A 23,899-nucleotide genomic window follows, 5' to 3' on the forward strand; every position below is an offset into this window, starting at 1 on the left:
CCTGGTCGGACATCAGGAGGTTAGTGCAATGGCAAAAGCTAGCTTGACTGCGAGAGTGACGGCTCGAGCAGGTACGAAAGTAGGTCATAGTGATCCGGTGGTTCTGAATGGAAGGGCCATCGCTCAACGGATAAAAGGTACTCCGGGGATAACAGGCTGATACCGCCCAAGAGTTCATATCGACGGCGGTGTTTGGCACCTCGATGTCGGCTCATCACATCCTGGGGCTGAAGTAGGTCCCAAGGGTACGGCTGTTCGCCGTTTAAAGTGGTACGCGAGCTGGGTTTAGAACGTCGTGAGACAGTTCGGTCCCTATCTGCCATGGGCGTAGGAAAATTGAGAGGGTTTGCTTCTAGTACGAGAGGACCGAAGTGAACGCACCGCTGGTGTACGGGTTGTGATGCCAATTGCATTGCCCGGTAGCTACGTGCGGGATAGATAAGTGCTGAAAGCATCTAAGCACGAAACTAGCCTTGAGATGAGTTTTCCCAGATGAGAATCTGTAAGGTCCGTTTGAGACTAAGACGTAGATAGGTCAGGTGTGTAAGTGTAGTGATACATTGAGCTAACTGATACTAATGAACCGAGAGTCTTAACCTTACAACTCGGAGTTGTTTTGGTGCGCTAAGAAGAAGAAAGCAGTTTGTTCCGGATTGAGTTGGTGTGTTGTAGTTAACAGCTAAATAACACATTGATGAAGAATAGAGAGAAGACAGGATATGTCTGGCGGTAATAGCGCGGTGGTCCCACCTGACCCCATGCCGAACTCAGAAGTGAAACGCCGTAGTGCCGATGGTAGTGTGGGTATTACCCATGTGAGAGTAGGGTGCCGCCAGACTAATAAATAAGAGAGAGCCCAGCAGTAATGCTGGGCTTTTTTGTTTGTGTGGTTTTTATTTTAAATTATGTAAATAATCAATGAACTCATTAGTTGCATTTAATAAACCGTTTAATGTTATTAGCCAATTTTCTAGACATGAAAAATATCAGACATTAAAAGATTTTATTGAACTACCAAAATTTTATCCTGCTGGGAGATTGGATACCGATAGTGAAGGGCTATTATTATTAACTAATGACGGTAAATTACAGGCTAAAATTAGTTCTCCAAAATTTAAATTACCAAAAACTTATTGGGCTCAAGTAGAAGGTTTAATCGATAAACAGGCGTTAGATAGATTGACTCAAGGTGTTCAGCTAAAAGAATTTCATACCGCTCCAGCACTTGTAAAAATACTTGATGAACCATTTAATTTGTGGTTAAGAAACCCTCCAATTAGGGAACGTAAAACTATTCCCACTTCGTGGATCAGCCTTACAATAACTGAAGGAAAAAATCGTCAAGTAAGACGGATGTGTGCCACTGTTGGTTTTCCTTGCTTGCGTTTAATTAGAGTCCAAATTGGTAGATATAATTTATTTGATCATCATTTGCATCAAGGTGAATGGAAAGTAATCACAATAAATGATCTTTAATTGATATTGTTTAAATAATATTAAGCAGTTTCACTGAATGCGTTGGGCTTTATACTAAAATAAGATAAAATGATTAATAGATATGATCATCGGATAAGGTATTTATGATTGAACAAAAAAAAGAAGGATTCTTCACTCGTTTAAAAAAAGGTCTTTTTAAAACCAAGCAAAATATTGGATCTGGTTTTATTAGCTTATTTAGAGGAAAAAAGATTGATGATGCCTTATTTGAAGAACTTGAAGAACAATTACTAATTGCTGATGTTGGATTTGATACAACCCAAAAAATTATCCAAACGTTGACTCAACAAGCGACAAGAAAAGAATTAAAAGATGCAGATGCATTGCATGATCTTTTAAAACAAGAAATGAATGCTATTTTAACTGATGTAGATAAACCACTTAATGTAGCAACTCACCAACCATTTGTAATATTGATGGTGGGTGTTAATGGTGTTGGTAAAACGACTACAATCGGTAAATTAGCTCGTCAATTTCAACAACAAGGTAAATCAGTAATGCTTGCTGCTGGGGATACCTTCCGTGCAGCTGCAGTAGAGCAATTACAAGTTTGGGGTGAACGTAATCACATTCCTGTAATAGCACAACATACTAATGCTGATTCAGCGTCTGTCATATTTGATGCTATACAAGCTGCTAAAGCTAAGAAAATTGATATTTTAATTGCTGATACTGCCGGTCGCTTACAAAATAAAACTCATTTAATGGATGAGTTAAAAAAAATTGTGCGAGTAATTAAGAAACAAGATGAAACTGCTCCACATGAAATTATGTTAACGATTGATGCCAGTACTGGTCAAAATGCTATTAGCCAAACTAAATTATTTGATGAAGCAGTTGGTGTGACAGGATTAGCATTAACTAAATTAGATGGAACTGCAAAAGGTGGAATAATTTTTAGCATTGCTGATCAATTTCATATTCCTATTCGCTATATAGGTGTGGGTGAAAAAATAGAAGACTTAAGACCTTTTGTTGCAAGTGATTTTATTGATGCTTTATTTGATGAAACAGATGAATAGAGAACAAGCATGATTCAATTTCAACGAGTAAGTAAAGTTTATTCTGGTGGTAAACCTGCGTTGCAAAATATAAGTTTTACTTTATTATCAGGAGAAATGGCATTTTTAACCGGGCACTCAGGTGCAGGGAAGAGCACTCTAATGCGATTAATTTGCGGTTTAGAAAAGGCAAATGATGGTAAAATCCTGTTAAATGGTATTAATGTTTCGAACCTTAAACGGCAAGAAATGCCATTCTTACGTAGAACAATTGGTATGATTTTTCAAGATCATCAGTTACTGATGGATCACACTGTCTATGATAATGTAGCAATTCCATTAATAATTTTGGGTAAATCTTCTGAAGAAATTCGGCGAAGGGTTTCCGCTTCGCTCGATAAAGTAGGATTGATTGATAAAATGAAATTTTTTCCTATACAGCTATCAGGTGGTGAGCAACAACGTGTTGGTATTGCTCGTGCTATTGTTAATCATCCTAGTGTCTTACTTGCTGATGAACCAACAGGTAATTTAGATGATAAGCTATCAAAAGATATTTTAAAGTTATTCGAAGAATTTAACCAAGCGGGGGTAACAGTATTAATGGCGACTCATAATATGGGCCTTATTCGTCGTAAACATCATCGGATATTGCATTTAAATCAAGGACGCTTAGAAGAGTAAAATTAATGAGAAACTCTACTATCAAACCAATTAAATCCAAAATAAACAATAACTTTTTTGCTCTTTGGAAAAGGCAGATAGGTTATGCTTGGCACAATGTATTTAATAACTTTTACCAACATATTTTAGCTTCATTATTAACAATTTTTGTTATTGCTATTTCAATTGCTTTGCCAACTATAGGTTATTTACTATGGAAAAATGCTAATGAAGCTGCTCAGCAATGGTACCCAACACCTAATTTAACCATTTACATAAATAAAACATTAACACCAGAACAGACCACAGATCTCATTACTAAATTTAAAACTTATTCTGAAGTTGATAAAGTTAATTATCTTTCCCGAGATGAAACTAAAGAAGAGTTTAGAACATGGTCAGGGTTTGGAAATGCTTTAGATTTATTGGATGATAACCCTTTACCTGCAGTAGCAATTATTATTCCTAAAGATGAAGCCAAACAAACTACTATATTACATCAATTACAAATTGAATTACTTAAACTTGATGGTGTGGACGATGTTCGATTAGATGATAGTTGGTTTACTCGCTTAATCGCCCTAACTGATATGGTTAAATCAATAGTTTGGATTATTTCAATATTTATGATAATTGCTGTATCACTGGTTATTGGTAATAGTATCCGTTTGAATATTTTTGCACGTAGGCAAACTATTGTAGTTATGCAATTGATAGGAGCAACGGAAGGATTTATTTTACGTCCGTTTTTATATAATGGTATTTTTATAGGATTGGTTAGCTCCGTTTTAGCATTGATTCTATCGGAAGTATTTATTCTTCAAATAGATGCAATCATATTGAATGTTTCAGATGTTTTTGGAACAATATTTACCATTAAAGGGCTTGTATGGGATGAGTGTATATTAATTATCCTATTTTCAATGATTATAGGTTGGCTTTCAGCTTTAATTACTACTAAGCGATATTTAAATATAACTGGTTAAATATTTGCTTAATTAGTTAAAATAATTAAAATACCGTTATTTCGAAATAGTTCTATAATAAAGAATTACAAACAAAATTTGTGAACTAAATCACATTTTAAAGGTCTAATATAACAGAAAGATCATTTAAGATAGTTTGTAAATTGTTGCAATAAATAGATGCAACAAAATTAATTTAAAAGGGGGAATTAAATGAGTACTGAAATGAAAATGCAAGCAGTTGCTTTAATCCCACAAGGAAATATTGAATCGTATCTTCGTATGATTAATAGTTACCCAATGTTAACAGCAGAAGAAGAAAAATCATTAGGGGAAAAACTTTATCATAATGATGATGTAGATGCGGCACGTCAATTAATATTATCTCATTTGCGATTTGTGGCACATATTGCCCGTGGTTACTCTGGTTATGGCTTGCCACAAGCTGATTTAATCCAAGAAGGTAATATTGGTTTAATGAAAGCGGTGCGTCGTTTTAATCCTGAAATGGGGGTGCGCTTAGTATCATTTGCCGTACATTGGATAAAAGCGGAAATTCATGAATATGTATTAAAAAATTGGCGAATAGTTAAAGTCGCAACAACCAAAGCTCAAAGAAAGTTATTTTTTAATCTAAGGAAAAATAAACAGCGCTTAGGTTGGTTTAATAACAATGAAGTTGATATGGTAGCTGACGAATTAGGTGTTAGTCGTAAAGATGTATTAGAAATGGAATCACGTATGTCTGCACAAGATATGTCATTTGATATAGATAGTGATGATGATGATAATGCCATTGTTGCACCTGCGCTTTATTTAGAAGATAGTAATTCTGATTTTTCTAAATCAATTGAAAATGATAATTGGGAAACAGATGCAACAGATAAATTACATGATGCACTATCACAATTAGATGAACGTAGTCAGGATATTATTAAAGCACGTTGGTTAGATTCTGATGATAGCAAATCAACATTACAGGTTTTAGCTGATAAATATAGTGTTTCAGCAGAACGAATCCGTCAGCTAGAAAAAAATGCTATGAAAAAATTGAGAATTGCTATCGAAGCATAATTTAGTTAATTTATATCGAATTATAAAGCCTTACTTAAAATTAAGTAGGGCTTTTTTATTACTATTTGTTGTAGAGTAATATCGCATTAATTCAATATAATTAAGTTATTTAAAAACGATAATTAATTATCGTTAAACAATAAATAATTATTGTTTTTGTTTTTTCCAATGATAAGCTGTGTTTAGTTTTTATAAAAAGAGAAGAAATAAACATGAACACAGATTTAACCCAAAAATATTCTCGATTGAATCTATATTGTAAATTTATGGCATTATTAACAATTATTCCTATTTTAAGTACGTTAATTGGAGCGCTATCACCCTTACTATTTTATTTTTTTGATACTACAAATATTGGTTTGGATTCAGGTGGATATTCTTTCTTTATTTCTAATGGAATCAGTGAAGTGGATCCTAAAAGTTTATCCTTATGGCAAGCAACGTTGGCTACATTGATAGATACCTTATTAATACTTATTTTAAGTTATGCTTTTTATCAACTTAGATTGCTTTTTTTAAACTACAGCCAATCAGAATATTTTTCAGAAAAATCAGCTAGCCATTGTTATACTTTTGGGAAAATGTTAGTTATTTGGTCAATATTTGGTATTTTATCTGAACCAGTATTAACTTTGATTTTAACTTTTAATAATGATCCTTCTGAACGTTATATTTCTTTTTCATTTACTAGCGAAGATATCATGACATTATTTCCCGCTATTAGTATTATGCTTATTGGTCAAATTTTGAAAAAAGCATGCCAGATTGCAGAAGAAAATTGACAATTTATTTAAAAAAAGGAGTCAAGCATGCCGATTATTATTAATTTAGATGTGATGCTGGCTAAACGTAAAGTTAAATCAAAAGATCTAGCTTTGGCTATTGGTATTACAGAACAAAATTTATCCTTACTTAAACAAGGAAAAGTAAAGGGATTTAGACTGGCAACACTGGAGGCGATCTGTGAATATTTAGATTGCCAGCCAGGGGATATATTAGAGTATATTCCTAATCAAGAACAATAACTTTTATTTACTTATAGATAACATTGCCGCTTTTTGTGCGTGTAGCAAAGCTGTATCGAAAAAAGGAATTGCACAGTCTTGCTGTGAGATTAATAAACCGATTTCGGTACAACCTAAAATAACACCTTCAGCACCTTGTTTAACTAATTTCTCAATAATAGTAAGGTAGGTTTGTTTAGATTCTGGCTTAATTATGCCTCGACAAAGTTCATCATAAATGATGTTATTAATTACATTTCTATCTGGTTCCTCAGGAATTAATACGTCAAGTCCCTTCTCAACTAGTTTAGCTTTGTAAAAGTCTTGCTCCATAGTATATTTAGTGCCTAATAAAGCAACAGAGTTAATATTTTGATTGAGTAGATGTTTAGCAGTGACATCAGCAATATGAATAATTGGAATAGTAATTGCGTTTTGAATTTGATTTGCGACTTTATGCATGGTATTTGTACAAATTACAATAAAATCAGCGCCTGCCAGCTCTAATCTTTTGGCTGCATCAATTAAAATTAATGCACTCTTATCCCATTCGTTATTAGCTTGGCACCTTTCAATCTCTTGAAAATCGACACTATATAAAATACTTTTTGCTGAATGCAAACCACCCAATGATTTAGCGATAACTTGATTAATAACTTGGTAATAAGTAACGGTACTTTCCCAGCTCATACCACCAATCAAACCGATTGTTTTCATATAATTATTCCCTTAAAACATGTTTCTAAAAATTTATATGTACAATGATAAAACATTTTTATTGATAATAGATTTTAACTAAAATTAGTTAATTGCAACAATATAACATATTGACAGTAAATGAATATTTTTTTATAAGTTATTATCTATAAGTTTTAAAATCGTTTTTACTTTGAATCTTATAAATTTAAGGGTAAGTTTATAACGACTTAAATATGGCTAGATAGGTACTTTTTTTGCAAGATAAGATTTGATTTATAAAAACAAAGGAATGTGTGATTGTGAAATATCATATCGAGGAAGAATAAATTAGCGATGAATAAAACTAGTAATTATCTATTTTTTATACCAATTATTTTATTATTATTTTCTTTTTCATGTTTCGCTGAAACCAAAGTAATTCATGTGATTGTTGCCTTATGTGACAATAAATATCAAGCCATCGCCCCTGTTCCAAAATTAATTGGTAATGGGCAAGATCCTAAAAGTAATCTTTACTGGGGGGCAGCTTATGGTTTTAAAACTTATTTGGCTAAGCAAAAAGAGTGGCAGATCGTTCAGATCAATAAATCAGATAACGATAAAATATTAGAAGAAATCATATATAAACACCAACACCAAGATGTATATATAGTTGCACAAGCATACGATGGAAAATATATTGATGATACAGTAGATGATTTTTTGGATTATTCTGCAGGGAAAAAACAACAATCATTTACACTTGAAGGAAAACAAATAAATGCTGGCGGAAAAGCTGATCTGGTTATTTATATTGGACACGACTCATTAATGGAATGGTCATGGAAAAAATATTTACCTGATAGTTGGCGTTGGCAAACATTATCAAAACAGCAACAAGAGAAACAAAAATCTCGCTTTGTAGCAGTTTTTGCCTGCAAAAGTCAGCAATATTTTTCTCCGGCATTATCTCACTTAGGTATTACGCCTTTAATTTTGACTACTCACCGTATGGCACCCGAAGCTTATAGTATTTATGCCATGATTGATAGTTGGTTGCAAGGTGAATCAAAATCTAGTATTCGGTTGAAAGTGGCTAGTGCATACAGTAAATATCAGAAATTAAATAAACCTGCTTTACAAATGTTTGTGACTGAATATAGTCAGTAATATATTTTTATCATTTAACCGTATCAATTTGTTACTGTTTTAAAAAAAGGTGTAAAATTTTTGAGTACCAATTTTATTATCTAACTATGTAAGTAAGGCGGTATTAATTATGACAATACCTAAAATTGTAATTTTAACAGGTGCCGGTATTTCTGCAGAATCTGGGTTGTCAACATTCCGCGCCCAAAATGGACTATGGGAAGGGCACAATGTGGATGATGTCGCAACTTATGAAGGCTATAAAAGAGATCCTATTGCTGTACATAGATTCTACAATATGTTGCGTAATAAATTGCAAGATTCTAATGTTCGTCCTAATGCTGCTCATTATGCATTAGCAGAGTTAGAACGAAAATTAGGCTCTGATAACGTATTGATTGTAACACAGAATGTGGATAACTTGCATGAAAAAGCAGGATCTAAGAATATTATTCACATGCATGGTGAATTACTTAAGGTTCGTAATGAACAAACTGGACAAGTTATCGATTGGTATAATGATATAGATTATAACCAAAATAAATTAATTCGGCCGCATATTGTTTGGTTTGGAGAAATTCCATTACAAATGGATGAAATTTATGATGCACTTTTACACGCAGACTATTTTATTTCAATAGGAACCTCCGGAAATGTCTATCCAGCAGCAGGATTTGTACAAATAGCTAATCAATCTGGAGCTAAAACTGTGGAGCTTAATTTAGAACCTAGCTTAGGTGAAAATTCATTTCATACCAAAATATATGGTCCTGCAAGTCAAATAGTTCCGAAATTTTTCAAACAATTAGTAAGTGAAAAATAACATTATCAATAAAAAGAGATTTCTCTAAATTTTATCCTAAAACTCTTTTACAATAAGGTGGTTTTACGCACTGTGCTTTAGTTATACTAGGAATCATAAAGGTTGTAAATATACTCCTTGGCCTTTTCTATTTTACTAGGTACAAGGAGTAGGACAATATTTAAACTAATAGCTTTTCCTTTAACCATTTTATGCCACTTTCCGGGGATGTTAACACCGGAATTGTCGGTTTTTCATCAAGCGTATTTAAAACCCTTGCCATAGAGGCTTGAGCCAATATGACAACATCACTCTCTTTTAAAGCTTTTAATAATCCTTGTTTAACAATTTCATCATGCTTATCACTGTCACCATCTAAAAGAGCAACAAAGGCTTCAGCCATTAATAACGATTCAATCTCAGGAGATTGATCATGTATATTTGCCATTCGATGAACATACTCAAGTGTCGGTCTAAGCGTTGTTTCAACTGTTGCTAATACAGAAATTTTGCCACTAATTTTTATTGCTTGTTCTATCATTGCCGTATCAATTCTAGTTAATGGCATGCTAGTCATAAATTGACATTGTTCAACAACCCCGCCAATGGATGAACAAGCTGTCATAAACATATCACACTTAGCAATCTCTGCCGCTTTAATATAAGATGCAATTCGAGCATTAATGGAAGGCGTTACTCCATTATTTGCCATCACGTCTTTAATCATTGAATCTTCAACAATATGCATTACTTTAACATCAGGTATAATCTGCGTAGTTAATTTAGTCATCGTGTCTAATGTCGCTGCACTAGTATGAAATAAAGCTATTTTTTTCATTTCGTTACTCCTTTATACTGTTTAAAATATGAGTAGCGACCATTTCAGCTACTTGATGATCACCTTCTGATGAGATCCCTCCCACAGCAACGGCTCCAATACATTGATTATGTTTATTAATCAGAGGAATTCCACCAGGTAATGCGGTAAATTTTTTATCAGCAAAAAAATTAATTTCGAGATTCTCTTTTTGTAAGCGATGTAAAAAGTCACGTGTGGTACAACCCATTCTAGCACTGGTATATGCTTTGTGTTGCGTTAATTCGATCGTTAACAATTTAACATGTTCTTTACGTATGAAAGCCAGCAAAAAACCCTGAGCGTCACAAATAGCAATACTCATCGGTTTATTATCATAATGTATTTTAGTGACCGTTAATGCATATTCAATTGCACCATTAACAATTTCAGTTGATAATTTTTCAGTCATAATCATTTTCTCCTACTATTAATTTTTAACAGATTCAGTATTGGCGATTTTAGATTGTTTATTCACTGGTTTTATTGGTTTACTACGCCAGTAATTAGCTAATAAAGAACCGGTTACATTGCCAATTGGTGTCATAATTGCTGAAGCTAACCCCACTGTTGCCAGTTTACCCATAGCGGCAGCAAGACCAGATGCCATTCCACCATTTTGCAGACCCACTTCAAACGCAACAGTTCTTGAAGACTCAGTATCTAATCTAAAAACAAAGCGACTCATAACATAACCAATCGAAAACCCACCCAAATTGTGCAATAACATAGCTAAACAGAGTAATCCACCGACTTGCATAAGATTATCACGACCTGCTGCCGCAGCCGTTGTAGTAAAAAAGATAATACCAAACATCGATATTTTAGGCATAATTTTATAAATTTTTCCAAATTTAGTCGTCAGCAAATCAAATATAATACTCCACACAATAGCACCAGTAATAAAGTTAAATACATTACCCAAAAGTTGGCTATTTTCGCTCATTGGCGCAAATAGACTATTCCAACCACCAAAACACATATAAAGCAACCATAAGGAACAAATAATAGCTAATATACGTAATATTTTTTTCGCTTGTTCAGTTGCATAAGATTTTAAATAATCACATAACATAGCTGCACCAATTGGAATAAGTACAATTTTGATAACATCCATCATCATTGAGGTAAACTTAACATTAATTAATGAACCGCCAAGAATACTTACCCATAAAGGTGTCATAATAGTTGCAGCTAAGGTTGAAACAGCAGCAATAGAAACTGCAAGTGCCAAATTCGCTTTAGCGATATAGCACATGACCGTTGATGATAAACCACTGGAACATGAACCAATTAAAATAATACCGACTGCAATTTCTGGTGGAAAATCAAAAAGTTTGGTTAAAGTGAATCCTAAAAGTGGCATAATAAGAAAATGACAAAACGTACCAACAAAAACCCCCCAAGGCATTTTTATAACATCAGCAAAATCTTTTATGGTAATTTCTGTCCCCATACTAAACATAACCGCCTGTACAATAAATAGTACTATCCATTTATTAGTAATATTAAAACCTCCCCAAATAATTAAATCGGATGCATAAACCATTGCAGCAATAAAACCGGCAATGATCCATACCGTAAATTGATAACTTTTTAAAGTCGGCCAATAACCAATACCAATTGCCAAACAGACACTAAAAAGTACTAAAAATGGCTGCCAAATTTTTTCATATCCTATTACTAAGGCAATAGCCGCAATAATTAGACTTATAAGAGAAAAAATTAAACAGTATTTATTCAACTGATTACTTTGAGACATAATCTATTCCTCGGTTACAATCTATCATTTAATATTGAGTAGCCTTCTTGCTTCATCTGGTGTGGCCACTTTTTTGTCCATACTGTTAATTAATTGAGCTAACTTTTTAACCAATAAATGGTTGTGAGTAACGGTTTGCTGTCTATCAATATAGTAACTATCTTCAAATCCAATTCTAACCTCAACAGCCCCCATTCCAACTGCTGCAGCAATTAAACCAAAGTCGCGACGACCAAAATGCGTAATCCCCCATAATGCATCTTTTGGTAGATATTGGCGCATAGCAATAAGTGCATCAATGGTTGCTGGAGTTGAACCTCTATGACCTAACACTATGTTATATAAGAGTGGTGAAGAAAATTTGATTGTTTGACTCAGTAAAGCTATATTGTTAACCATACCTAATTCAAAGACTTCAAATTCAGGAATAATGCCTTGTTTGACAATTTCATTGGAACAATACTCAACATCTTTCATTGGATTTAAATAAACGGCATCACCTAAATTGACTGAACCAACATTTAATGATGCCATTTCAACCCCTTTGCAATATAAAGGGGCACAACGTTGTTTAATGGACAAATTAGATACACCACCTGTTGACGCTTGAATAATTAAACGGCTATTTTTCATAATAGGTGCTATCGTTGCTTCAAAATCTGTCACATCTTGTGTTAGTCGACCTTGTTGGTCACGGACATGCAAATGAACAATAGATGCACCGTATTCAACACAATCCAGAACATCTTGTGCAATCTGATTTGGTTTTACATTGGTGGATGCCGCAGACACAGGGGCAACCGAGATAATAATATTATCCATTTTATTCTCCTTAAAAGGCTTAAAAATTAAATAGTTAAAGTAAAGAGGGAGTGATATTATTTTTTTCTTTCAACGAACCAACCTAAGCCCGCTAAAGTCGTATTTTCGGGTTGGTATTCACAGCCAATCCATTGGCAATAATTCATTTTTTCGATTTGAGAAAATAACCAAGCATAGTTAATCTCACCTCGATCAGGTTCGTTACGATAGGGTGATGAGGCAATCTGAATATGGGAAATAATTGATTGATATTTTTCAAAGTAATATAAAATATTGCCTTGCATTCGTTGGCAATGAAACATATCAAACTGTAACGCCACGTTACAGCGATTAATATCAGTGATCACTTTGTCGGCCATTTCCAAATTATTAATTAAATAGCTAGGCATATCAAAGGGATTAAGTGGTTCAATTAATAACGTAATGTTATAAGTTTTAAAATAATCAGCAGCAAAACGCATATTTTTAATTAACTGTTGATACTGATCTTCAAAAGGCACATTACTATCTCGATTGCCGGAAAGAACATGTATTTTGGAACATGATAACGTGCTAGCATATAGCTGTGCCAGTTTAATACTGGCTTTAAAATCAGTATCGCGATTAATTAAAGAAGCTGTACCTCGTTCATTTTCATTACCGGAGGGAGCATTAATTAAAATCATCTGTAATTGGTTATCAATTAATGCTTGTTTTATTAATTTGACCTCTTCATTATAGGGTCTTAAGCACTCAACTCCATTAAACCCAGCTAATTTAGCTTGTTTAAAACGATCTAAAAAAGTAAATTCAGTAAATAGACAGTCCAAATTAGCCGCAAATTTAAGGTGATTATGACAATAAGTATTTAACATTTTTATTTTCAGTCCTTAATTAAATGAAGCGCAATACTTTGTTCAATAATCTTTTGCTGATCATCTTTAAGCAATTGATTATCAGTAACAATATCGGTTAATTGGTTTAAATCACAAATATGAAACAAGCCATATTTACCAAACTTACTACTATCAGAAACAAGAACCTTGCGTCTCGAGGCTTTAATAACAGCCTTTTTTACACTCGATTTACCTTCATCAGGTGTCGACATCCCGCGTTTTAAATCCCAAGAGCTACTGCTTAAAAATGCAATATCAATATTGATTAAATTAAAAAAATTTGCTGCACTGTTTCCCATACAAGAATAATTTCTAGAATTAACCAATCCTCCTGTGTGATATAGCGTAATATGTGGCATATCAATTAAATAGTTACATATAGTGAAATCATTGGTAATAACAGTTAAATTTAAATAAGGACTTTTTGCTATCTGCTTTGCCACATTAAATAATGTTGTTCCAGCATCAAGATAAATCGTTTGACCTGATTCTATTAATGAAGAACAACAAATTCCCAATTTTCTTTTAATATCTGTGTTTAATTCTGCTTTTTCCCGATAGGAGAGTTCAAGTTTTAAAATATTATTTAACTTTATACCTCCAAAAATAGGCGTTACTTTACCTTCTTCTTCAAGAATTTTACTATCACGTCTTATTGTCATATGGGAAGTATTAAGTAATGAAGACAACTTTTTAAAAGATACTTCATTATGTTGATGAAGATAGTTATAAATAAAATCTCTTCGTTGCTCTGATGTCATTATTTATACCCCACAAATATTCATTATTAGGTAATTAGCTGGTTAATTTCAGCTTGTGAAAGTTCGTTATATTTATAAGGTTTGAGTAAAAAATATAGCTTAGCGGTATTTTCTAACTCCTCAATATTATAAACAGCCTCTTTTAAAGTTTTACCAGCAATAACTGGTCCATGATTAGCTAGCAAAATTGCACTATTTGTTTTAGCATATTGTAAAATAGTATTGGCTATTTCTTGCGATCCGGGCTTAAAATAAGGCAATAATGGCAATTTGCCGACTTTCATAAAAAAATAAGGCGAAACACCTGGCAAACAATTACCTTTATTCACATCTTTTAAACAAGATAACGCTGTTAAATAGGTTGAGTGAAGATGTACAACAGCTCGATAGTGAGCATTTGTTGTATAAAATGCTAAATGCATAGGCACTTCTTTAGTAGGTTTATCACCACTTAAATGGTTTCCATATACATCAATTTTACTTAACGTATTCACATCAAGATCACCAAAACAAGAGTTAGTTGGTGTGGCTATAATCGTATTATCTGAAAGCATAACGCTCATATTGCCTGAACTACCATGTGTATAACCTCTATCAAAAAGGGATTTAGCTAATTTGACTAATCCATCTCTTGCCAGTTGCTCTTCTTGACTCATTTTCATCATAATGATCCTTGTGCTATTTTAAAAAAATTTTCCTGGCCAAAATTACCGGACTTTAATGCTAAACAATAACCTGTTTTTAAATCTTTAAGCCAAGGTACACCACTAACAATTTCATGACCAACCTGTAACTGTTTTGCATTGAGTTCACTTACCACCGTGCCTGATGTTTCACCACCAGCAACAATAAATGTATTAATCCCTTTTTTGACTAATAATTTAGTAATAAGTGCAAAGTTTTTTTCAATGGCAATACTTGCTTTATTACCATATCGTTGCTTAATTTTATTAAGTGCATTTACTGGTTGAGTTGCATAAACCATTGGCGCATATTTATCGTTTTGATGATCGACAACCCAATCAACAATCTCTTTAATATAATTCTTTTCTAATTTAAGGCATTTTGTAATGTCCAGTTCATAATGAGCCGCTATTTTTTTATAAAAATCGACCTGCTTATTGGTCATAAATGAACAACTTCCCGACAGCACTACTTTTTTTTGTTGCTTTGGTAACAAAAATTTTAATGCTTTTGGATTACTTAATTGATAAAGTTTAGCTAGTGACTCTCCAAGTCCTGAACCGCCAGCAATAAGAGGTATATCAAATATCGCTTTAGCTAAATTAGCCAAATGATGGTTAGTTAATGAATCACAAATAATATGTGTTTTTTCAACCTGTTTTAATGATGCGATCACTCTACGAATAGTTATTTCGTCTTTCTCTATAATCGGTAATTCCAGTCGCTTTATAACACCTGTTATTTGTGGCGCTAAAAGCTCAGCAATATCTGCGCTATGCATGGGATTAATCGGGTGATTTTCCATTCCGCTATGATTTAATAACTGACCATTAACAAATAAATGACCATGAACAACGGTCCTACCGTTATCAGGTAAAGCTGGACAATGAATAATATAATTTGTTTTTAGTTTATCCATTAAAGCTTCACTAACTTGACCAATATTACCTTTAGGTGTTGAATCAAATGTTGAACAATACTTAAAGTAAATCTGTTTTGCATGGGCAATATTGATCAACCAATCACATGCTGCAATGGATTTTTTTATTGCTTCTTTACTTGCAATTGAGCGAGTTTTTAAAGCAACAACAATGACATCAACATCATCTAATAAGAGATCATTTTTATCAGGAATTCCGATAGTTTGGATAACATTAAAGCCACCTTTAACCATAAAACTGGCAATATCTGAAGCGCCAGTAAAATCATCTGCAATAACACCGTATATCATGATTAATTCTCTTATTTTTAAAATGGATAAGATATGGTAGGTAAAATATTTTCACATTCATGTGATAATTATCACAATTTATTATTTCAATAAAAAAGAATAATAGATTGATTTTATTATAATTAGATAATAAAAAGCCGTCACATAAAAGTGTAACATTTTTTAACATAATACTATTTAGGATTATTTAACGTGAATGTTTGTATTTTTTTATACTTTAATAGCGCTATTTAGTTAATAAAAAAGAGTAAGTAGTGTGATCGACGCAACATAGGTATTTCAATAAAGGGTTTATAATTTTTGATGACCACAAACCGCTTATGAGATATTGATTCCATTTATGCTACTTCAATGGAAATAATAGAGACTAAAGATATAAAATCAAAATATATATAAAATGATAAATTTTTTAACTATAATTATTATTTAATTGGTATTAAGTTTTTTTAAATAAATAGTTTTATTCAGGTTTATAATTTGGCCTTGTATCCAGCTAGCTTTATTGAGTGTATATTTATTGGGTTGACTCGGACTTAAATTACGCGGATTAGGCAAAATAGCGGCTAATAAGCAGGCTTGATTTAAGGTTAGATTTTTGGCACTGGTATGGAAATAATAACGCGAAGCCGCCTCAATACCAAAAATACCTTCTCCCCATTCAGCATAGTTTAAGTAGATTTCAAGTATGCGTTGTTTTGACCAAATAAACTCGATCCAAATAGTAAACCACGCTTCAATTCCTTTGCGAACCCAGCTACGAGAAGGCCATAAAAAAATATTTTTAGCTACCTGTTGTGTGATAGTACTTGCACCACGGGTTTTTTTATTATTTTGATTATATTTTAAAGCTTTACTTATAGCATTAAAGTCAAACCCCCAATGTTTCGGGAAGTTTTGATCTTCAGAGGCCATAACTGCTATTTTTATATTGTCTGATATCTCATCCCAATCCTTCCATATTTGTTGTTGAGTTATGTTCCAGTTAACAATTTTTCTTTCTAACATTAGCATTGAACCAAAGGGATTAACCCAACGCATTATAAGAATTGATAAAATTGACAATAGCATAAGACCAATTATTATTTTTAAAGCTATATTTAGCGTCTTTTTTGGTATTGGGTTCATATTAGTTAAGTAAATGAAAAAGTAGGTGATTAAGATACGATAAATTATGCTTGATATAAATAGTTTTTTATAAACTCTATTATTGGCAAAGGTTGATTGATATTAAATTGCGGTATTGAAAGATCTAACAATTCATCACTTGCTATTGCAATAGTAAATTCATCAATAAAAAGAGATTTTTGCAAGGTATTTCGATGGCAAATAATTTTAGGTAACGGTTCATCTTTAAATCCTTCAACCAAAATCAGGTCAACATCAGTAAATTTATTAATTAATGTCTTTAAATCAGCTGTTTGATTTGGGGTTTCGCAAACCATTGCATAACGATTATCACAAGCAATAATTGTTTGTGAAGCTCCCGCTTTACGTAACTCGTAACTATCTTTACCAGGAAGATCTATATCCATATCATGATGTGCATGTTTTAAGATAGCTACTTTGAAGCCTTGTTTACTTAGATGCGTGATAATTTTTTTGAGTAATGTAGTCTTACCACTATTGCTATATCCACAAATAGCCAGAATTTTATTTTTCATGATTTATTACGCTATCAAGCGACCAAAAGAAGTTACTCATTATCTAATAATTAATTATATTATAATATCCATCAGTATAAGAGATAAAGGTATTAACATGCACGATTTTACTAACGATTATAATGAAACTATTCATCCTGAATTACTTAAAGCTATTACTAATACAACAAATCAAAAAATCAAAAAATAAAAGGTTATGGTTTAGATGGGTATTGTACTAAGGCGAAGGAAACTATAAGAGAGCAATTACAGTCACCAACAGCAGATATTCATTTTATGTCAGGTGGTACTATTACTAATCTGACGGTAATTTCACATATTTTAAAACCTTACCAAGCGGTTATTGCTGCAGATAGTGGTCATGTAAATGTTCATGAAACAGGCGCAATTGAAGCTACTGGGCATAAGGTACTAACTGTAAAAACAGAAAATGGCAAATTAACTCCAGAATTAATCGAAGAAAAGTTAATTTTTCATTGTGATGAACATATGGTACAACCAAAATTAGTTTATATTTCGAATACTACCGAACTTGGCACAATCTATACTAAACAAGAAATTCGAAAAATATATCCATTTTGTCAACAAAAACATTTATATCTTTATTTAGATGGTGCACGTTTAGCTATGGCTTTAGCTGCAATAGATAACGATATAACCTTCCCAGATTTAGCAAAATATACTGATGTTTTTTACATCGGAGGAACTAAAGTAGGATCTTTTATAGGTGAGGTCGTTGTTTTTAATAATATCACTATTAGTAAAGATTTTCGTTTTAGTATGAAACAAAAAGGTGCCATATTGGCTAAAAGCTGGATAGTTGCTGTACAAATGAATGCATTAATGCAAAATAATCTCTATCTAGAATTAGGTCGTCATAGTAATAATATGGCCGATAAACTGAAAGCTATTTTTGCAAATGCTGGATTAACATTTGCTTTCAAACCACAAAGCAATCAGCTTTTTGTTAATTTCCCCAATAAACTAGCAAAAAAAATTCTAAGTCATTATATTGTTGATAATATTGGGAAAACAGAAGAAGGATATACATGTTTACGGTTTTGTACTTCTTGGGCAACAAAAGAAGATGAAATTCAAACATTAGCTAAATTTTTTGAAAAAAATATTAATATTTAATATGTTGTTATTATACGGCTTTTAATTGATATAACAGTACTTATTAATAATCTTTAATAAATATTAATATGAAACACGAGTACAAAATAAAATGAATTCATTGGTTATTTTAGTTTGTTTTATAATTTTTGTGTTACTCATATTATGGATTAATAAGCTAATTCAATGGGTAGGTGCTACTTCTTACCTAAGTAAATCTATAGTTATGTTAATACTTATAGTTGCTTTGGCGATCATGCCTGTCTATTTCTACCAAAATATGCCCTCTTCTTTCGATTTTGTTGCATTTTATTCCGATAATTTATTCGGTCTAATTCCTATATCAGTTTTTATAATTATGCTAAAAGTGTTTTGGATATATTTGTTGAGCTGTTTAATTTTTCAATATATGTATAAAATTACTTTAGAAAATGCAGTATTTATTACTTTGTTATTTTACTTACCTTTTTTTATCATTACAGCAATTTTATTTGTCATTAAATATATGGATTTACATTCAATAACTATATTTTCTGTTAAGATTTCTCTTGATTGGCTCTATTAAGTGTATCTGGTGTATTAATATTGATAAAACAAGATGACTCATCACTAAAATCAACCGCAATTGCATTAATTTGTTGTAAAAATAACATTAGCTTTCGATCACCTTGCTCTAAATATATTTTTAATTGTGGCATGATTGTCTTATTAGTTAGGAGAATGGTAGGGTGAGTGTAGGTACCGTCAATAGGATACATAGCCTGATTATTTGTTATATTTTTAGCTAAACGACTAACTAAATCGTTAGGTAAAAAGGGTGTGTCACAACTTACAAATAAATTCCAGTAAGTTTTACTTTGTAATAATCCACTATAAATACCGGCAAGAGGCCCTAAATATCCTTTAATAGCATCGGTAAATACTGGATAACCTGTTGTTTGATATTGTTCAAGATGACGATTACAGTTGATCATAACGGAATCGACTTGATTGTGAATGCGATCTATAACGTGTTGGAAAAGAGGTTTACCTTTTAATAATAATAATCCTTTATCATTACCATGCATCCGTGAGCTTTGCCCTCCTGCTAAAACTATTGCTGTAATTGATAGTTTTTCCATAAATTATTTCTCTTTAACATTGCGAAAAAACAAAATAACATTACTATATATAATAGTTAGTTAAAGTTGCAGGATCGATTATAAATAGTATTTTTATAGTTATAAGATTGTGAATCCTGTATGTTTAATAAACTATTTCTATAGTGATCTAGATTTTTTGAAAAAGTTAGCCATTAACGATATCTATCTTTTTCAAAAGTAGAGTATAAGTATTTACTCTAAATGATTTTATATCATTATCTTCTGTTGAGTCGAAAATTAAAAGAAGGTATTAACTATGAAATGTCATCGTATTGATGAGTTAATGGAGTTGTTACAAACAGCTTGGGAAAAAGATTCCGATCTTAATTTATTACAATTTTTAGTAAAATTAAGTCAAGAAGCTGGATTTGATGGCGATTTAAAAGACCTTAGTGATGAAGTCTTGATTTATCATTTAAAAATGCGTGATGCTGATAAAAATGAAGCTATTCCAGGATTAAAAAAAGATTATGAAGAAGATTTCAAATCAGCTTTATTAAAAGCACGTGGAATTATTAAAGAATAGGGAGAACCACAAATATGAAAAAGACGCTGATTGCGATGAGCGCCTTACTGTTAGCGGTGAACTGTTTTGCTGATGAAATACCTGAGACTACTAAGCCAGAAACGACAGAGTCAACAACTGATGCTACAACCTTAGCGCCTATTGAAGATGGTAAACAATATTTCACTTTAATGGGCTTGCCGTCTCCAGATAAAGAAGTTATTGTGTTTTTTTCATTTAATAGTCCAAGTTGTTTTGATTTTGAAAATAAATATCATAGATCGCAAACTATAAGCAAAGCTTTGCCAGAAGGTACTAAATTTAAACGCTATCATTTAGAAAATTTTGGGAAATTATCAATAGAGTTAGCTCAAGCATGGGCAGTAGCTAATATTTTGGGAATTGAAGATAAAGCTTCTGTCGCATTGTATAATGAAGTACAAACAAATAAATCAATAAAAACGGCTGATGATATTAAAAAATTATTTACTAGTTTAGGTGTTAGTGCTGAAACTTATGATAAAACTAAAGATAGTTTTTTAGTAAAGGCTTTTATGAATCAGCAAGCTGAGGCTTTTAAAGAGATACAACCTGGTTCAATACCCTCGGTCATTGTCAATCGTAAGTTTTATATTAATTCTCAAGGGCTAGATAGAACTAGTAAACAAAAATTTGAGGATGATTATGCTCGAGTTGTAACTTATCTCAGTCAATTGGAAACTAAAATTGAGCCAGAAGCCGCACCAGCTCAGGAAGCGCAACCTGAGCCATCCGTTCCGCATACTCAACCAGAAGCTGCACCAGCCGCGGAAGCACAACCTGTTCCTGCAACGCCTGAAGCTCAACCGGCAGTAACACCAACACCGGAAGTTAATCCTGAGTCAGCCGTTCCGGTTACTCAACCAGAAGCAGCGCCGGCTGCAGAAGCACAACCTGCTCCTGCAACGCCTGAAGCTCAACCGGCAGTAACACCAACACCGGAAGTTACCCCTGAGCCAGCCGTTCCGGTTACTCAACCAGAAGCAGCGCCGGCTGCAGAAGCACAACCTGCTCCTGCAACGCCTGAAGCTCAACCGGCAGTAACACCAACACCGGAAGTTATCCCTGAGCCATCCGTTCCGGATACTCAACCAGAAGCAGCGCCGTCTGTGGAAGCACAACCTATGCCTGCAACGCCGGAAGTTCAACCGGCAGTAACACCAACACCGGAAATTACCCCTGAGTCAGCCGTTCCGGTTACTCAACCAGAAGCTGCCCCAGCTGCGGAAGCACAACCTGTTCCTGCAACGCCTGAAGCTCAACCGGCAGTAACACCAACACCGGAAGTTAATCCTGAGCCATCCGTTCCGGTTACTCAACCAGAAGTAGCGCCGGCTGCAGAAGCACAACCTGTTCGTGTGACGCCTGAAGCTCAACCGGCAGTAACACCAACACCGGAAGTTACCCCTGAGTCAGCCGTTCCGGATACTCAACCTGAATCAACGCCGGCGACGGAAGTTAAATCTGAAACATCAGAAGCTAGATCTGAGGTAAAGCCTGAAAATAAATAATTAACACATTACTTTGTAATATATTTGTTAAAAGTAAATTGATAGGTATTTGGTTCTCTTAAAATATAAGTATGAAATAATCCCTTTGTTTTTATTAAATTACAAAGGGATTTTTTATTTTCCACAATTTTTTTACTCTCTTTCTAGTGCATAGATTGGATCGAGCTGAGCAGCTCGTTTAGCAGGGAAATAACCAAAAATTATACCGATCATACTTGAACAACTAAATGCGGCAATAATTGCTATTATAGAAAAACTCATAGCAAAAGAAGTAACAAAATAATTAAAGATAAACCCTATTGCAAAAGAAAGTAAAATACCTAATGTACCACCGATCAAACACACCAATATAGCCTCAATCAAAAACTGTTGTAGGATGTCGCTAGAACGAGCTCCAACAGCCATGCGTACACCAATTTCGCGCGTTCTTTCAGTAACTGACACCAACATTATATTCATTACACCAATACCACCTACAACTAATGAAATCAGAGCAATGGCAGAAACTAATAGCGTCATAACCCAAGCAGATGAATCAATGGACTCACGAATATTATCTGAGTTAAAAATAAAAAAATCTTTTACTCCATGTCGTTGTAACATGATCTTATTTATGGCCTGTTCTGCAATCGATAAATCAACATCATCGTTAATCCTAACGGTAATACTTTTTAAAGAAGTTTGACCTACCATGCGATTTATAACTGTAGTATAAGGTAACCAAACATTTAAACTCTCGTTACTACCAAAACCTTGCTGTTGTTTGGTGGCAATGCCAATAATTTTTACTGGTAACTGACCTACCATTAAAATTTTGCCGATAGGATCTTGATCTGCAAATAATCGTTTAACGGTATTTTCATCAATGACAGCTTCTTGTGCAGAAGTAGTGATACTGGTTTGATCAAATGCTAGTCCTTTGGTTATATCATAACCGCGGACAGCAAAAAATTGTTCTCCAACACCATTCACAGTTCCTGTCACTGCAAGATTGTTAATTCTAAAATAAACACTAGTAGACAGATTAGGAGTGGTACTGTGCACAAAACTTTGCTTAGCTAAAAAATCCGCATCAGAAGAGCGTAGTGTGGTGATTTTTTCTGCATTACGATCACCAAATCCGGTTCCGGCATAAATTTCTAGGGTACTAGTTCCTAATGAATTAATATTGGCTAATATTTTTTGTTTAGTGCCTTGACCTAAAGCAACCACAGATACTACAGAAGCAATCCCAATAATAATGCCCAGCATAGTTAGAAATGTTCGTAATCGCTGAGAAAACATGGATATAATTGCCATTCTAAAAGCATCACGAAAACGGTAGTATTTAGCCCAAAAATTATCTTTAGTTTTAGTTGTTTCAATCTGTTTTACTTGCCGATTGTCATTTTTTTCGGATTGATACTCAGGATTAATAGAATCCGCAATAATATTTCCATCACTAATTTCAATAATTCTCTCGGCAGCTTTAGCAATATTAGGATCATGTGTGACGATGATAATAGTATGACCTTGTTGGTGTAGTTCACGAAGAATTGTCATAACTTCTAGGCCACTTTTACGATCTAGAGCACCAGTAGGCTCATCAGCCAAAATAATTTGCCCACCATTAATTAAAGCTCTACCAATACTTACTCGTTGCTGTTGTCCACCTGATAATTGGTTTGGTTTGCTATAAATTTTATCGGCAAGGCCTAAACGTGTTAAGATTTCAATCGCACGTGTTTGTCGCTTTTCATTAGTTACCCCAGCATAAATTGCTGGGATTTCGACATTACCTTGTGCAGTTAAAGCGTTTAATAAATGATAACGCTGAAAGATAAAGCCAAAATGTTCACGGCGTAATTCAGCAAGTTCATCTTGAGATAACTGACTGGTGGTTCTTCCACCAATGGTATAAGTTCCGGTAGTAGGTTTATCCAAACACCCTAAAATGTTCATTAAAGTTGATTTACCAGAACCAGACGCCCCAATAATAGCAACCATTTCACCAGCATTAATGCTCAAATTTATCCTTTTTAGGACTTGGATGGTTGAATCCCCTGCAGGAAATTGCCTAACTATATTCTCAAGCTTAATAAGAGGAGTATTATTTGCCATA

The 23,899-nt window shown here is 33.3% G+C and carries 24 protein-coding genes, 2 rRNA genes and 1 pseudogene; 14 read left to right on the plus strand and 13 right to left on the minus strand.

The window, feature by feature from the left end:
• From A9G13_RS08155 to A9G13_RS08195, 9 genes and pseudogenes are all read left to right on the plus strand, one after another.
• Positions 1-600: ribosomal RNA gene (locus A9G13_RS08155) — 23S ribosomal RNA — on the plus strand; the annotation flags it as partial.
• Positions 601-722: 122 nt separating this feature from the next.
• Positions 723-838: ribosomal RNA gene (gene rrf, locus A9G13_RS08160) — 5S ribosomal RNA — on the plus strand.
• Positions 839-918: 80 nt separating this feature from the next.
• Positions 919-1,476: a pseudouridine synthase gene (locus tag A9G13_RS08165; RefSeq protein ID WP_065557136.1), complete on the plus strand. Its 558-nt coding sequence runs from the start codon at positions 919-921 to the stop codon at positions 1,474-1,476.
• A 119-nt stretch (positions 1,477-1,595) separates the two neighbouring features.
• A pseudogene (gene ftsY / locus A9G13_RS08170) lies at positions 1,596-2,519 on the plus strand (signal recognition particle-docking protein FtsY); the annotation flags it as partial.
• A gap of 9 nt (positions 2,520-2,528) precedes the next feature.
• Positions 2,529-3,182, plus strand: a complete 654-nt coding sequence (ftsE, locus tag A9G13_RS08175; protein ID WP_065557137.1) for a cell division ATP-binding protein FtsE — start codon at positions 2,529-2,531, stop codon at positions 3,180-3,182.
• A gap of 5 nt (positions 3,183-3,187) precedes the next feature.
• The gene (ftsX, locus tag A9G13_RS08180; protein WP_065557138.1) at positions 3,188-4,147 is read left to right on the plus strand and encodes a permease-like cell division protein FtsX; all 960 of its coding nucleotides are present in this window, start codon (positions 3,188-3,190) and stop codon (positions 4,145-4,147) included.
• A 204-nt stretch (positions 4,148-4,351) separates the two neighbouring features.
• On the plus strand, positions 4,352-5,200 hold the full coding sequence (gene rpoH, locus A9G13_RS08185; RefSeq protein ID WP_065557382.1) for an RNA polymerase sigma factor RpoH: 849 nt from the start codon (positions 4,352-4,354) through the stop codon (positions 5,198-5,200).
• 212 nt (positions 5,201-5,412) lie between these two features.
• Positions 5,413-5,982: a DUF2975 domain-containing protein gene (locus tag A9G13_RS08190; protein ID WP_065557139.1), complete on the plus strand. Its 570-nt coding sequence runs from the start codon at positions 5,413-5,415 to the stop codon at positions 5,980-5,982.
• Between the two features lie 27 nt (positions 5,983-6,009).
• Positions 6,010-6,225, plus strand: coding sequence for a helix-turn-helix domain-containing protein (locus A9G13_RS08195; RefSeq protein ID WP_065557140.1), 216 nt, complete (start codon positions 6,010-6,012; stop codon positions 6,223-6,225).
• A gap of 3 nt (positions 6,226-6,228) precedes the next feature.
• Here A9G13_RS08195 and A9G13_RS08200 read toward each other — a convergent pair whose 3' ends face one another.
• A complete protein-coding gene (locus tag A9G13_RS08200; protein WP_065557141.1) occupies positions 6,229-6,921 on the minus strand; it encodes an aspartate/glutamate racemase family protein in 693 nt (230 codons plus the stop codon).
• A 315-nt stretch (positions 6,922-7,236) separates the two neighbouring features.
• Here A9G13_RS08200 and A9G13_RS08205 point away from each other — a divergent pair, with 315 nt between their 5' ends.
• Positions 7,237-8,052 carry a hypothetical protein gene (locus A9G13_RS08205; RefSeq protein ID WP_065557142.1) on the plus strand — a complete coding sequence of 272 codons (816 nt, stop codon included), beginning with the start codon at positions 7,237-7,239 and terminating at the stop codon, positions 8,050-8,052.
• 109 nt (positions 8,053-8,161) lie between these two features.
• Positions 8,162-8,854 (plus strand): Sir2 family NAD+-dependent deacetylase, encoded by a 693-nt coding sequence (cobB, locus tag A9G13_RS08210; protein WP_065557143.1) that lies wholly within the window; start codon positions 8,162-8,164, stop codon positions 8,852-8,854.
• 160 nt (positions 8,855-9,014) lie between these two features.
• Here cobB and A9G13_RS08215 read toward each other — a convergent pair whose 3' ends face one another.
• The 10 genes from A9G13_RS08215 to mobB all read right to left on the minus strand — a co-directional run bounded on the left by A9G13_RS08215 (position 9,015) and on the right by mobB (position 17,485).
• Positions 9,015-9,671: an aspartate/glutamate racemase family protein gene (locus tag A9G13_RS08215; protein ID WP_065557144.1), complete on the minus strand. Its 657-nt coding sequence runs from the start codon at positions 9,669-9,671 to the stop codon at positions 9,015-9,017.
• A gap of 4 nt (positions 9,672-9,675) precedes the next feature.
• Positions 9,676-10,101 (minus strand): GlcG/HbpS family heme-binding protein, encoded by a 426-nt coding sequence (locus A9G13_RS08220; RefSeq protein ID WP_065557383.1) that lies wholly within the window; start codon positions 10,099-10,101, stop codon positions 9,676-9,678.
• Between the two features lie 18 nt (positions 10,102-10,119).
• Complete coding sequence (locus tag A9G13_RS08225; RefSeq protein WP_065557145.1) at positions 10,120-11,451, minus strand: bile acid:sodium symporter family protein; 1,332 nt, start codon at positions 11,449-11,451, stop codon at positions 10,120-10,122.
• 24 nt (positions 11,452-11,475) lie between these two features.
• Complete coding sequence (locus tag A9G13_RS08230; protein WP_065557146.1) at positions 11,476-12,273, minus strand: 3-keto-5-aminohexanoate cleavage protein; 798 nt, start codon at positions 12,271-12,273, stop codon at positions 11,476-11,478.
• 56 nt (positions 12,274-12,329) lie between these two features.
• Complete coding sequence (locus A9G13_RS08235; RefSeq protein ID WP_065557147.1) at positions 12,330-13,127, minus strand: hydroxypyruvate isomerase family protein; 798 nt, start codon at positions 13,125-13,127, stop codon at positions 12,330-12,332.
• An 8-nt stretch (positions 13,128-13,135) separates the two neighbouring features.
• Positions 13,136-13,909, minus strand: a complete 774-nt coding sequence (locus A9G13_RS08240; protein ID WP_065557148.1) for a DeoR/GlpR family DNA-binding transcription regulator — start codon at positions 13,907-13,909, stop codon at positions 13,136-13,138.
• Between the two features lie 26 nt (positions 13,910-13,935).
• Entirely contained in the window at positions 13,936-14,571 is a 636-nt protein-coding gene (otnC, locus tag A9G13_RS08245; RefSeq protein WP_442902804.1) for a 3-oxo-tetronate 4-phosphate decarboxylase, read from the minus strand.
• Positions 14,571-15,824, minus strand: a complete 1,254-nt coding sequence (gene otnK, locus A9G13_RS08250; RefSeq protein WP_065557149.1) for a 3-oxo-tetronate kinase — start codon at positions 15,822-15,824, stop codon at positions 14,571-14,573. The genes otnC and otnK overlap by 1 nt, the downstream gene beginning before the upstream one ends.
• Before the next feature lie 426 nt (positions 15,825-16,250).
• The gene (gene mtgA / locus A9G13_RS08255) at positions 16,251-16,949 is read right to left on the minus strand and encodes a monofunctional biosynthetic peptidoglycan transglycosylase (RefSeq protein ID WP_065557150.1); all 699 of its coding nucleotides are present in this window, start codon (positions 16,947-16,949) and stop codon (positions 16,251-16,253) included.
• A gap of 44 nt (positions 16,950-16,993) precedes the next feature.
• On the minus strand, positions 16,994-17,485 hold the full coding sequence (mobB, locus tag A9G13_RS08260; protein WP_065557151.1) for a molybdopterin-guanine dinucleotide biosynthesis protein B: 492 nt from the start codon (positions 17,483-17,485) through the stop codon (positions 16,994-16,996).
• Between the two features lie 234 nt (positions 17,486-17,719).
• Between mobB and A9G13_RS08265 the strand changes: the two genes are divergently transcribed.
• Positions 17,720-18,622 (plus strand): threonine aldolase family protein, encoded by a 903-nt coding sequence (locus tag A9G13_RS08265; protein WP_442902805.1) that lies wholly within the window; start codon positions 17,720-17,722, stop codon positions 18,620-18,622.
• Between the two features lie 515 nt (positions 18,623-19,137).
• On the opposite strand, the gene mobA is transcribed toward A9G13_RS08265, so the two are convergent.
• Positions 19,138-19,722, minus strand: a complete 585-nt coding sequence (gene mobA, locus A9G13_RS08275) for a molybdenum cofactor guanylyltransferase MobA (protein WP_065557153.1) — start codon at positions 19,720-19,722, stop codon at positions 19,138-19,140.
• Positions 19,723-19,999: 277 nt separating this feature from the next.
• On the opposite strand from mobA, the gene A9G13_RS08280 reads away from it, so the two are divergent.
• Both A9G13_RS08280 and A9G13_RS08285 read left to right on the plus strand, forming a co-directional pair.
• Entirely contained in the window at positions 20,000-20,269 is a 270-nt protein-coding gene (locus A9G13_RS08280; protein WP_065557154.1) for a YihD family protein, read from the plus strand.
• A gap of 14 nt (positions 20,270-20,283) precedes the next feature.
• Positions 20,284-21,798 (plus strand): DsbA family protein, encoded by a 1,515-nt coding sequence (locus tag A9G13_RS08285; RefSeq protein WP_065557155.1) that lies wholly within the window; start codon positions 20,284-20,286, stop codon positions 21,796-21,798.
• Positions 21,799-21,930: 132 nt separating this feature from the next.
• Here A9G13_RS08285 and A9G13_RS08290 read toward each other — a convergent pair whose 3' ends face one another.
• Positions 21,931-23,898, minus strand: coding sequence for a MacB family efflux pump subunit (locus tag A9G13_RS08290; protein ID WP_065557156.1), 1,968 nt, complete (start codon positions 23,896-23,898; stop codon positions 21,931-21,933).
• Position 23,899: the final 1 nt, after the last annotated feature.

Source organism: Gilliamella sp. wkB178, assembly GCF_001690705.1.
Taxonomy (GTDB): domain Bacteria; phylum Pseudomonadota; class Gammaproteobacteria; order Enterobacterales; family Orbaceae; genus Gilliamella; species Gilliamella apicola_K.

Excerpts from the sequence above, each read along its gene's own strand:
- A9G13_RS08165 (WP_065557136.1), top strand. The coding sequence starts at position 919 with ATGAACTCATTAGTTGCATTTAATAAACCGTTTAATGTTATTAGCCAA.
- ftsE (WP_065557137.1), top strand. The coding sequence starts at position 2,529 with ATGATTCAATTTCAACGAGTAAGTAAAGTTTATTCTGGTGGTAAACCT.
- ftsX (WP_065557138.1), top strand. The coding sequence starts at position 3,188 with ATGAGAAACTCTACTATCAAACCAATTAAATCCAAAATAAACAATAAC.
- rpoH (WP_065557382.1), top strand. The coding sequence starts at position 4,352 with ATGAAAATGCAAGCAGTTGCTTTAATCCCACAAGGAAATATTGAATCG.
- A9G13_RS08190 (WP_065557139.1), top strand. The coding sequence starts at position 5,413 with ATGAACACAGATTTAACCCAAAAATATTCTCGATTGAATCTATATTGT.
- A9G13_RS08195 (WP_065557140.1), top strand. The coding sequence starts at position 6,010 with ATGCCGATTATTATTAATTTAGATGTGATGCTGGCTAAACGTAAAGTT.
- A9G13_RS08200 (WP_065557141.1), bottom strand. The coding sequence starts at position 6,921 with ATGAAAACAATCGGTTTGATTGGTGGTATGAGCTGGGAAAGTACCGTT.
- A9G13_RS08205 (WP_065557142.1), top strand. The coding sequence starts at position 7,237 with ATGAATAAAACTAGTAATTATCTATTTTTTATACCAATTATTTTATTA.
- cobB (WP_065557143.1), top strand. The coding sequence starts at position 8,162 with ATGACAATACCTAAAATTGTAATTTTAACAGGTGCCGGTATTTCTGCA.
- A9G13_RS08215 (WP_065557144.1), bottom strand. The coding sequence starts at position 9,671 with ATGAAAAAAATAGCTTTATTTCATACTAGTGCAGCGACATTAGACACG.
- A9G13_RS08220 (WP_065557383.1), bottom strand. The coding sequence starts at position 10,101 with ATGACTGAAAAATTATCAACTGAAATTGTTAATGGTGCAATTGAATAT.
- A9G13_RS08225 (WP_065557145.1), bottom strand. The coding sequence starts at position 11,451 with ATGTCTCAAAGTAATCAGTTGAATAAATACTGTTTAATTTTTTCTCTT.
- A9G13_RS08230 (WP_065557146.1), bottom strand. The coding sequence starts at position 12,273 with ATGGATAATATTATTATCTCGGTTGCCCCTGTGTCTGCGGCATCCACC.
- A9G13_RS08235 (WP_065557147.1), bottom strand. The coding sequence starts at position 13,127 with ATGTTAAATACTTATTGTCATAATCACCTTAAATTTGCGGCTAATTTG.
- A9G13_RS08240 (WP_065557148.1), bottom strand. The coding sequence starts at position 13,909 with ATGACATCAGAGCAACGAAGAGATTTTATTTATAACTATCTTCATCAA.
- otnC (WP_442902804.1), bottom strand. The coding sequence starts at position 14,571 with ATGAAAATGAGTCAAGAAGAGCAACTGGCAAGAGATGGATTAGTCAAA.
- otnK (WP_065557149.1), bottom strand. The coding sequence starts at position 15,824 with ATGATATACGGTGTTATTGCAGATGATTTTACTGGCGCTTCAGATATT.
- mtgA (WP_065557150.1), bottom strand. The coding sequence starts at position 16,949 with ATGAACCCAATACCAAAAAAGACGCTAAATATAGCTTTAAAAATAATA.
- mobB (WP_065557151.1), bottom strand. The coding sequence starts at position 17,485 with ATGAAAAATAAAATTCTGGCTATTTGTGGATATAGCAATAGTGGTAAG.
- mobA (WP_065557153.1), bottom strand. The coding sequence starts at position 19,722 with ATGGAAAAACTATCAATTACAGCAATAGTTTTAGCAGGAGGGCAAAGC.
- A9G13_RS08280 (WP_065557154.1), top strand. The coding sequence starts at position 20,000 with ATGAAATGTCATCGTATTGATGAGTTAATGGAGTTGTTACAAACAGCT.
- A9G13_RS08285 (WP_065557155.1), top strand. The coding sequence starts at position 20,284 with ATGAAAAAGACGCTGATTGCGATGAGCGCCTTACTGTTAGCGGTGAAC.
- A9G13_RS08290 (WP_065557156.1), bottom strand. The coding sequence starts at position 23,898 with ATGGCAAATAATACTCCTCTTATTAAGCTTGAGAATATAGTTAGGCAA.